The organism is Bacteroidota bacterium (assembly GCA_034723125.1).
GTDB lineage: Bacteria > Bacteroidota > Bacteroidia > CAILMK01 > JAAYUY01 > JAYEOP01.
Window position 1 is genome coordinate 1 of record JAYEOP010000270.1, and the last position, 2,964, is coordinate 2,964.

Sequence of the window (2,964 nt, forward strand, 5' to 3'; positions counted from 1 at the left end):
TCAGGCACATTTTGTAAAGAAGATGTGCCTGATAGTCTAAGTTGATAGGCTTGACAATTCCCAAGATTTTGCCAACATCTTTTCTTATCCCAAAACATTCGGTATAAAAAAATATTTGTAGCTTGTCTTCTTATTCATTAGGAATAATTGTTTCTACCGTATGTTTCCCCCATAAAAATGTAAAAATAACAGCAAAAAAGTTTCCTGTTAAAATTCCGTACCAGGCACCTTCAAGTCCGAGATTTAGAACTATGGCAAATAAGTAAGCAACAGGAATTTGCAAAATAATTGTCCTAAAAATGGTAACTGTTAGCGATCTTCTACCTTTGCCTACGCCACGAAACATTGAAGATGTAAGCATTCCAAAGGGAATAGTTGGATAAAGGAATGCAGTTATTTTTAGGAAAGTAACTAAATCATCATAAATTTTTTCAGAGCCTTCTGAGTATGTAAATAAATATGCAATTTGATTTGCAAAAATAAATATTGACAAACCAACAAATAATTCAAGTATAAAACCAATCTTAATTGCATAAAAAAATGCGGTTTTTAATTTGTTTTTATTTTGTGCACCAAAAGCAGCACCCGTTACAGCAGTTACACCAGTTGCCATTCCTACCAATGGAATAGTTCCGAGCATAACAATCCTCCAACCACTCGTAAAAATTGCAATGCCATCAGTTCCTCCTACTTTGGCAATAATTATATTTAGAGCCAGCATTGTTAACGACATTGATATTTGTGCTAAAGCTGAAGGAATTCCTACTTCAAGAATTTCAAGATTTATTTTTTTATCAAATTTATATTTTTTGAAATTAAGCTCTATAAATGTATTTTTTTTAACAAAAAGCCAATAAGTAATAATTACAGTAGAAACAAAATATGAAATTACAGTTGCCCATGCCGCACCAATAACTCCCATGTCAAAGTAATAAATAAATAGTGGATCAAGTGCGATATTTAATAATGCTCCAATCACAATTGCGTACATAGAACGGTTAGCATCTCCTTCACCACGTAATATAGCATTAAATATTTGAAAGAATATTATTAAAATGCTTCCGCAAAAAATAATTTTAGCGTAATCGCTTGCTAAGGCACCAACCTCTTTGCTTTCACCAATGGCAATAAAAATATTTTCAAGAAATGGATAGATTGGAAATGTAATAAGGGCAGTAATTATAAATCCAATAATAATTGTTTGAACAGCAGAATTGTCTGCTTCTTTTTTATTTTTTTTTCCAATACGTCTTGAAATTGCAGAGCCACCACCAATTCCAATTCCTGTACCAAGAGAAATTAAAATTATAAAAAATGGGAAAAACAATCCAATTGCAGCAAGTTCATTTGTGCCGAGACCTGCAACCCAAAATCCATCGGCAACATTGTAAAGTGCTTGCATTAACATTCCAAGCATCATGGGTGCAGATAATTTGAGAATTGCTTTTTTTGGATCACCTAATAGTGTTTGTACTCCCTTTGTGGGTCTTATTTGTCCAACCATATTGTTTTGCCTAAAATTAAATAATTTTCAAAAGTACAATAATTTTTTTCTTGTTGCTGATTATGGAGTTTAGGGGACTTCTAATAATTACTTTCTTTCCCAAAGGGTTGTCATTCCGAAATTTCGGAATTATATACTTCTCCATATTTTCTTGCATTATCCCGATAGTACTTCAAAAATCTGAATCGTCTATAAAAAACCCTGACAATCTTGATGCGAAGTAATTATTAGAAGTCCCCTTTATTCCTTTGGAATATTACGTAAAGCGATAATAATTTTCAATCCTAAAACATATTCGTAACGACTTACTGTTGAGAAACCTACTACACCTAATCCTAATTCTTCTATAGGTTTAAATATTATAGGAAAATTAGCATTTATTCCCAATTCTATTTTTCTTTTGTAGCTTTTGTCAATAATTAAAAATGCAGGACCTATATATATTCCTGTAAGAAAAGCTTTTCTTTCAAAACGTTTTCCGATATTAGCACGAAAAACAGTTGCAAAATCCACCCTATCAAAAGCAGCTTGTTTTTTGTCGTATAGTTCTATTCCTGCTTGGATGTCATAAAAATTATTTTTAATTTTTACAGGTATAGAAACATCAAGTCCGTAAGTTATTTCCCATGGTGTGTCTTTGTTGAATGCCCAAATATTACCACTGCCAATAGTTGCGTAAAATGGAACTGTTTTATCGTTCTTTACGATTTGTGCGTTAAGTTTATTCCCAAAATTTAATAGAATCAGAAATAGTAATACTTTAATTAAAAATTTCATTTATTGTAACTAAACTTACTTTTAAAATCTTTAAAAAAAGGAGCTTCAATATCTTTTTCCGAAAGGTTTGGATTGTAAAAACTCCAATTTATTTTTAAATCAGGATCATTCCATCTTAGCGAACCTTCCGATTCTTTATTGTAAAGATTTGTACATTTATATGAAAAAACAGTGCTGTTTTCTAAAGTTAAAAAACCATGTGCAAATCCGGGAGGCAACCAATATTGAAGTTTGTTTTCTTCGGATAAAATTACCGAATGCCATTGTCCGTAAGTGGGTGAGCCTTTACGAATGTCAACCGCAACATCAAATACAGTTCCACTGATTACTCTTACTAATTTACCTTGAGCATAAGGAGGATTTTGAAAATGCAAACCTCTTAAAACACCTTTGTTTGAAAGTGATTGATTGTCTTGAACAAAATCAAATTCAACACCATGCTTTTTAAACTCTTGCTGATTAAAGGATTCATAGAAATAACCCCTTTTATCTTCAAAAACTTTTGGTTTAATAATTATTAAGTCAGGTATTGCTGTTTTTATAATTTTCATTTTTAAGGATTTTAGCTGTAAATAAATTTTTATCAAAGATACTACATGAACTGTCTAAATAAAAATTATTGAATTATTTGTGTGTAAAAACAGTAAATATCTATTGAAGTCTTATCTGTAATTTGATGTTAA

Annotated in this window: 3 protein-coding genes; all 3 read right to left on the reverse strand. The window is 30.9% G+C overall.

Features of this window, described 5'->3' with window-relative positions; translation table 11 throughout:
- Positions 1-130: 130 nt before the first annotated feature.
- Positions 131-1,504: an MATE family efflux transporter gene (locus U9R42_07480; protein MEA3495860.1), complete on the reverse strand. Its 1,374-nt coding sequence runs from the start codon at positions 1,502-1,504 to the stop codon at positions 131-133.
- Between the two features lie 240 nt (positions 1,505-1,744).
- Positions 1,745-2,281, reverse strand: coding sequence for a hypothetical protein (locus U9R42_07485; protein ID MEA3495861.1), 537 nt, complete (start codon positions 2,279-2,281; stop codon positions 1,745-1,747).
- The gene (gene rfbC, locus U9R42_07490; protein MEA3495862.1) at positions 2,278-2,832 is read right to left on the reverse strand and encodes a dTDP-4-dehydrorhamnose 3,5-epimerase; all 555 of its coding nucleotides are present in this window, start codon (positions 2,830-2,832) and stop codon (positions 2,278-2,280) included. Before rfbC ends, U9R42_07485 begins: the two co-directional genes overlap by 4 nt.
- Positions 2,833-2,964 lie beyond the last annotated feature (132 nt).